6 protein-coding genes are annotated in these 6,645 nt (G+C 60.7%); 4 read left to right on the top strand and 2 right to left on the bottom strand.

Features of this window, described 5'->3' with window-relative positions; all coding sequences use genetic code 11:
- Positions 1-94 precede the first annotated feature (94 nt).
- The 4 genes from trxB (at position 95) to AC2FM5_RS18815 (ending at position 5,504) form a co-directional block, all read left to right on the top strand.
- The gene (gene trxB / locus AC2FM5_RS18830) at positions 95-1,036 is read left to right on the top strand and encodes a thioredoxin-disulfide reductase (RefSeq protein ID WP_170357142.1); all 942 of its coding nucleotides are present in this window, start codon (positions 95-97) and stop codon (positions 1,034-1,036) included.
- Positions 1,037-1,146: 110 nt separating this feature from the next.
- Positions 1,147-2,838 carry an adenylate/guanylate cyclase domain-containing protein gene (locus tag AC2FM5_RS18825; protein WP_496737444.1) on the top strand — a complete coding sequence of 564 codons (1,692 nt, stop codon included), beginning with the start codon at positions 1,147-1,149 and terminating at the stop codon, positions 2,836-2,838.
- A gap of 195 nt (positions 2,839-3,033) precedes the next feature.
- Entirely contained in the window at positions 3,034-4,752 is a 1,719-nt protein-coding gene (locus AC2FM5_RS18820; RefSeq protein WP_170390900.1) for a bifunctional sulfate adenylyltransferase/adenylylsulfate kinase, read from the top strand.
- Between the two features lie 194 nt (positions 4,753-4,946).
- A complete protein-coding gene (locus AC2FM5_RS18815) occupies positions 4,947-5,504 on the top strand; it encodes a hypothetical protein (protein ID WP_496737441.1) in 558 nt (185 codons plus the stop codon).
- Between the two features lie 37 nt (positions 5,505-5,541).
- On the opposite strand, the gene AC2FM5_RS18810 is transcribed toward AC2FM5_RS18815, so the two are convergent.
- Entirely contained in the window at positions 5,542-6,411 is an 870-nt protein-coding gene (locus AC2FM5_RS18810) for a hypothetical protein (RefSeq protein WP_496737439.1), read from the bottom strand.
- On the bottom strand, positions 6,408-6,645 hold a 238-nt coding region (locus AC2FM5_RS18805; protein ID WP_496737437.1), incomplete at its 5' end, for a PhzF family phenazine biosynthesis protein. The genes AC2FM5_RS18805 and AC2FM5_RS18810, both read right to left, overlap by 4 nt.

Below are 6,645 nucleotides of genomic sequence, written 5' to 3'. Positions count from 1 at the left end.
GTGAGACGAAGGGGCTTTAAGCCGACCCATGCTGTCGCTATATCGAAGCCCGGCGCCCACGACGGCGCTCAGGCAATAATCGAGTGGGGGTTCCATGGCCGAGACACGACACACCAAGGTTCTGATCATCGGATCGGGGCCTGCCGGATACACTGCGGGCGTCTATGCCAGCCGCGCGATGTTGAACCCGATTCTGGTGCAGGGCATCGAACCGGGCGGCCAGCTGACCACCACCACCGAGGTCGAAAACTGGCCTGGCGACACCGAAGTTCAAGGCCCCGACCTGATGGTGCGCATGCAGGATCACGCCAAGGCCATGGGTTGCGAGGTGATCGGCGACATCATCAACGACCTGGACCTGTCCAAGCGTCCTTTCACCGCCAAGGGCGACAGCGGCACCGTCTACACTGCGGACGCGGTCATCCTGGCGACAGGCGCACGCGCCAAATGGCTGGGGCTGCCGTCGGAAGAGAAATTCAAGGGCTTCGGCGTGTCGGCCTGCGCCACCTGTGACGGGTTTTTCTATCGCGGACAGGAGATCGTGGTGATCGGCGGCGGCAACACCGCCGTGGAAGAAGCGCTGTTCCTGACCAATTTCGCCAGCAAGGTCACGCTGATCCACCGGCGGGACGAGCTGCGGGCCGAGAAGATCCTTCAGGACCGCCTGTTCAAGAACGACAAGATCGAGCCGCTGTGGTTCCACCAGCTGGCGGAAGTGATCGGCACCGATAACCCGCTGGGCGTCGAGGGCGTGCGGGTGAAGAACGTCAAGACGGGCGAAATCACCGAGATCCCCTGCAAGGGCGTGTTCGTCGCCATCGGCCACGCCCCGGCCAACGAACTGGTCAAGGACGTGCTGGAAACCCATATGGGCGGCTATGTCAAAACCAAGCCGGGCACCACGCAGACCTCGATCCCCGGCGTGTTCGCGGCGGGCGACTTGACCGACCATGTGTACCGGCAGGCCGTGACCTCGGCCGGAATGGGCTGCATGGCGGCGTTGGATGCCGAACGGTTCCTTGCCGAACAGGAATGACCGCGACGCGCAGCGCCTTCGGCGCTGCGTCCCGCCCTCCTCTGGCACCTTGACCCGCACTGCGCGGCAACGCAGACTTGCCCCGAGCGCGGCAGATTTCAGGTGATCTTTTGAACACCCCCCTTTGGCAGGGCAGTTGGGCGACCCGTCTCAGGATCATCAGTGGTCTTGTGCTGTTTGCCTTTGCTTTCTTCCACTTCATCAATATCGGGCTGGGGCTGTTTCACACCGACTACCTGCATGACATGCAGGACTCTCGGAAAACGGTCACGCGCCATTCGATTGGCAGCGCTGTCCTGTATCTTGCCCTGATCGTACATGCAGGTCTGGCATTGGTGTCGATCGCCCAGCGCCGAACCCTGCGAATGCCTTTTCATACGGGCCTGCAGATCGTTCTTGGCCTTCTCATTCCGCTGCAACTGATCTCGCACATCGTCCAAACACGCTATGCGCATCAGGTTTTCGACGTGAACGACGAGATGGGGTACATCATCATTCTGATGTGGCCAAACTCGGCCATCTGGATGCAAAGCCTGCTGATGCTGATCGTCTGGATACACGGGTGCATCGGACTGCATATCTGGCTGCGACTGACCTCGTGGTGGCGCCAAACCGTACCCTATCTGATCGGAGTTGCCGTCTTCATCCCAAGCTTTGCCCTGGCCGGTTTGCTGACCGAAGGGCGGCGCATCTGGATGGATTTTGCGGATCCGGATCTACGCGAACAGTATATCGAGCATTACAACTGGCCCGGCCCCGAAGAGTTCCAGGTTTTGTTCAGCGTCAAGGACAACGCCTTGATGGCCTTCTGGATCGCGCTTGCTGCAGCTCTTGCGTTCCATTTCGGAGGCAAGCTTTGGCGCAGACGACACTCGGTGCGCGTCAGATATGTCGATGGGCCAGAAGTGACCTCAGAGAAAGGCATGACGCTGCTTGAGATGTCACAAGCCAACGGTATTCCGCATACTGCACTGTGCGGCGGCCGGGGGCGCTGCACCACTTGCCGCGTCATCGTCGAGGATGGCGCCGAGTCACTGCCACCGCCCAGCGAGGTCGAAGCCCGCAGCCTGAAAGCCGTGGGGGCCACACAGCGCACGCGCCTTGCCTGCCAGGTCCGCCCCTCTAGCCCCTTGACGGTTTTCCGTGTTTTCCGGCCGGATGGTGGACGCCAGCGGGCGCATGCCAGCCAGGGGCAAGAGCGAAAACTGGCCGTGCTTTTTCTGGACATGCGCGGGTTTACCGCGCGCACAACGGGGCAACTGCCCTATGACATCGTGTTCCTGCTGAACCGGTTCTTTGACGCCATTGTTCCAGCCATTACCGCAGACGGCGGGGTCGTCGACAAATACATGGGCGATGGCCTTTTGGCCGTGTTCGAAACACCCGACACGTCCAGCTCGGCCCGTTCTGCCCTGAAAGCTGCGATCGAAATCAGTCATGCGCTTGCGCAGTTCAACCAGCAGCTGTCCCAGGAAAACAGCCCCGAGATCCGCATCGGCATGGGCCTGCACCTGGGCGACCTTGTGTTGGGAGAGATCGGCGCTGCCGGCCACGCCGCGCGGACCATCATCGGTGACGCCGTGAACGTCGCCAGTCGGCTGGAAGGAGAAACCAAGGCGCTCGGGGCCGAGCTTTTGGTCTCGGAAGCCGTGCTGCGCGCGGCCGGGTTTGAGATCGATGGCCTTGACCTGCGTCTGTTCCAGCTGCGGGGCGTAACCGAGCCCGTCCCTGCCCTGCCCGTCGAGCGCGCTCTGGATCTGGACCAACTTCTGACCTCACCAGAACAGATCGCCGCCGGTTGACGATATTGTCCCCATCCGGTGGGATTTTCGTCGCTTTTTCGGTTCGGGCCCGGAAAAACCTTCCATTCCGGGGAAAAACCGCGCATATCCTCCTTTGTTTCATGAATGTATATGGACTTCGACTGACGACCGGGGCACATGGCCCGGAAATGCACCTGAATCACTGACTGACCACACTGCCTCAAGAGTATTGCGATGACGATGTTGAGTAACCTGGCTCCGATCCCAGAACTGTATGTTTCCTATGAATCCGCCCAAAAGCTGAAAGTCGAAGCCGCCGACCTGACCAGCTGGGACCTGACCCCGCGCCAGATCTGTGATCTGGAATTGCTGATGAATGGCGGGTTCAACCCGCTCAAAGGCTTTTTGGGTCAGGAAGACTATGACAGCGTCGTCGAAAACATGCGCTTGGCCGACGGAAGCCTTTGGCCGATGCCGATCACACTGGATGTGAACGAAGATTTCGCCGATCAGATCGAACTGGGTCAGGACATTGCGCTGCGCGACCAGGAAGGCGTGATCCTGGCGACCATGACCGTTACCGACCGCTGGACCCCGGACAAATCGCGTGAGGCCGAGAAGGTGTTCGGTGCCGATGATGATGCGCATCCGGCCGTGAACTACCTGCACAACGTGGCAGGCAAGGTTTATCTGGGTGGCCCCGTGACCGGCATCCAGCCGCCGGTGCATTATGATTTCAAGGCGCGCCGCGACACCCCGAACGAGTTGCGCGCTTATTTCCGCAAGGTGGGTTGGCGCCGCATCGTGGCTTTTCAGACCCGCAACCCGCTGCACCGCGCACACCAGGAACTGACCTTCCGCGCCGCGCGTGAGGCGCAGGCCAACCTGCTGATCCACCCGGTTGTGGGCATGACCAAGCCCGGTGATGTTGATCACTTTACCCGCGTTCGCTGCTATGAGGCGGTGCTGGACAAATACCCGGCCTCGACCACCACCATGAGCCTGCTGAACCTGGCGATGCGCATGGCCGGCCCGCGCGAAGCGGTCTGGCACGGCCTGATCCGCAAAAACCACGGCTGCACCCACTTCATCGTCGGCCGCGACCATGCCGGCCCCGGCAAGAACAGCCAGGGTGAGGATTTCTACGGCCCCTATGACGCCCAGGACCTGTTCCGCAAATTCCAGGACGAGATCGGCATCGAGATGGTCGATTTCAAACACATGGTCTATGTGCAGGAACGCGCCCAGTACGAACCCGCGGACGAGATCGAGGACCGCGACAACGTCACGATCCTGAACATCTCGGGCACCGAACTGCGCCGCCGTCTGCGCGAGGGGCTTGAGATCCCCGAGTGGTTCTCGTTCCCCGAGGTGGTCGAGCAACTGCGCCGCCGCTATCCGCCGCGCAGCCAGCAGGGCTTTACCGTCTTCTTCACCGGATTCTCGGGCTCGGGCAAATCGACCATAGCCAACGCACTGATGGTCAAGCTGATGGAGATGGGCGGCCGTCCCGTCACGTTGCTGGACGGTGACATTGTCCGCAAGAACCTCAGCTCGGAACTGGGCTTCTCGAAGGAACACAGGGACCTGAACATCCGCCGCATCGGATATGTGGCCTCCGAGATCACCAAGAACGGCGGCATCGCCATCTGTGCCCCGATCGCGCCCTACGCCACCACCCGCCGCGCCGTGCGCGAGGAGATCGAGCAGTTCGGCGCGTTCTGCGAAGTTCACGTGGCCACCAGCATCGAGGAATGCGAGCGCCGCGACCGCAAGGGCCTGTACAAGCTGGCGCGTGAAGGCAAGATCAAAGAGTTCACTGGTATTTCGGACCCTTACGACGTGCCGGAAAACCCGGAACTGCGCGTCGAGACCGAGAATGTGGACGTGGACAACTGTGCCCATCAGGTTCTGCTGAAGCTGGAAAGCATGGGATTGATTGCCGGATCCTGAGCCACAGCTAGTTGCTGTCAACACTGACCCCCGGAGGCATCTCCGGGGGTCATTCATTTCCAGAACACTGCTTTGAACACCCCCCTTCCATCCGCGAAGATTGGCGGTCGTTCGACGTTTCATCCAAAAAATGCTACTATTTCGCATATTTTGCGCAGACATAATTTGTCTGCAATCTTTGGGAGGGTGAACATATGGCAACTCAGAAAAATACCGACGATGGCGGAGCCATGTTTGCGGGAGACAACCGCGCAGCGGTAATTGCCGACTACAAGATCGCCCAGTTTTCCCGGTTGCAACTTCCGGAGTTGATGGCTTCGCCGGCTATGGCAGGGGGCCTGACACCATTTATCCCCATAGACTGGCTGCTGGACCTTCTGAAATCGATCCGCACCTACGCGGATTGGGTGAAGGAATGCGACAAGATCAAAGCCAAGATTCAAAAGGCGCTGGAAACACTGCAGCCGCCGCCCCAGGATCACCCTTTGGGGCTTGTAGTACCACCGGTTCCGCCGACGCCCGGCACGACCCGTCTTCGTCAGATCCTTGAGGTCATCGATGCGGCCAAGACCGCTGCCGGCAACATGGAGCCAGACTCGGCGCGCGACAGTCTCAAAGAGGCCAAGGACATGATGCACCACGACTCGGTCAAAGCCGAGTTCCGCCGGCTGAATGACGTGGATGGCTGGTACGACATTCTTGAGGAATTGCAGGACGCGATCGATTACCTTGAACGTGTCTCGCGGCACTGACCCACGCCGGCACAGCCAAAGTGCGCGTTCGGCACAGTCAGCCTGCTGAAAGCTGATCCCGCAGGGCCTCGGCGGCCCTTAGTTCGAACTCTCCATAGATGGCGGCCTGCGGCTGCATCGCCCGCAGATGCGGCAGGCGTTTTTCATAGTCTTCCACCGACAGCTTTTGCACGGCCTGCTGGATGTCCGCCTCGGTTTCGCACAGGATCATCCCCTTGGTATCGAGGAAGTCTCCGATATTGGGGCACCCCCAATAGATCGGGACTGTCGAACACAGAACGGCGTCGATCAGCTTCTCCGAGAAGTAGTTCCTCTCGCGCACGTTTTCGATGACGACCGAATAACGATAAGGTGCCAACCCGTCTGACTTGTTCTCGAACGGCTGATAGCCGCGGCCCATGATGTCGATGTCAGCGCCTGTGTCGCGGGCCCAATCGATCAGCCTGTGCCTCAGCTGGTGCCCCTCCAGATCGCGCTTCGCCGACGCGATCAGCGAACATGACCGCGTCTTTACGACGCTCCGATCCTGCCACTCGGGAACTTGGGTCACGCCGTAGGGCAGGAAAACCGCGTTGGGCAGGCTGTTCAGCAATACGTCGTGAAAGGTGAACACCCGAAAAAATCGCCGCCAGGTCCAGCGCAACATCCGATCGTGCTTGCCATGTATGGCCGATGGCTCGCCCATCATCAGCGATATCCGAGCCCGCGTGCCGCGTCGCAGGCGCAGATGCACGGTCGAATTGGGATACATGATCAGGTGGTCGGAGGGCGCGAGGTCACCAACGGTCTTTCCTGACAGGCGCTCGGGGCAACCCAGCGGCCAATTCAGATCTGCTAGCGGAACCGAGGCCAGTTTCGGCCCCAAGCGGTGCCCATAGGGCAGGATCGCGATGGCGGGTTCTGTCATGGCAGCACATCCGGCAGATCAGCCTGTCCGCGCATCAGGACGAACCCGCGCCCGGCAACCTTGATGCCCGTCATCGCATCCGCTGGCCCGACCCGCGTTACGGTCGCCTGGCCGGGACGGCCCATGTCGTGGCCCTGTTCGGCGATAAAGCTGTCTTTCGGCATCAGCCCGTATTTCCACAGGTAAGCCGCCATTGCGCCGGTGGCGGAGCCGGTGAACGGATCTTCGGGCGGG

It is taken from the genome of Ruegeria sp. BHSA162 (genome assembly GCF_059613385.1).
The sequence above is the reverse complement of the archived record's forward strand: the minus strand, read 5'-3'. Positions and strand labels throughout refer to the sequence as shown.

What these genes read in the sequence shown, in the direction of transcription:
- trxB (WP_170357142.1), top strand. Translation starts at nt 95, where the DNA reads ATGGCCGAGACACGACACACCAAGGTTCTGATCATCGGATCGGGGCCT.
- AC2FM5_RS18820 (WP_170390900.1), top strand. Translation starts at nt 3,034, where the DNA reads ATGACGATGTTGAGTAACCTGGCTCCGATCCCAGAACTGTATGTTTCC.
- AC2FM5_RS18815 (WP_496737441.1), top strand. Translation starts at nt 4,947, where the DNA reads ATGGCAACTCAGAAAAATACCGACGATGGCGGAGCCATGTTTGCGGGA.
- AC2FM5_RS18810 (WP_496737439.1), bottom strand. Translation starts at nt 6,411, where the DNA reads ATGACAGAACCCGCCATCGCGATCCTGCCCTATGGGCACCGCTTGGGG.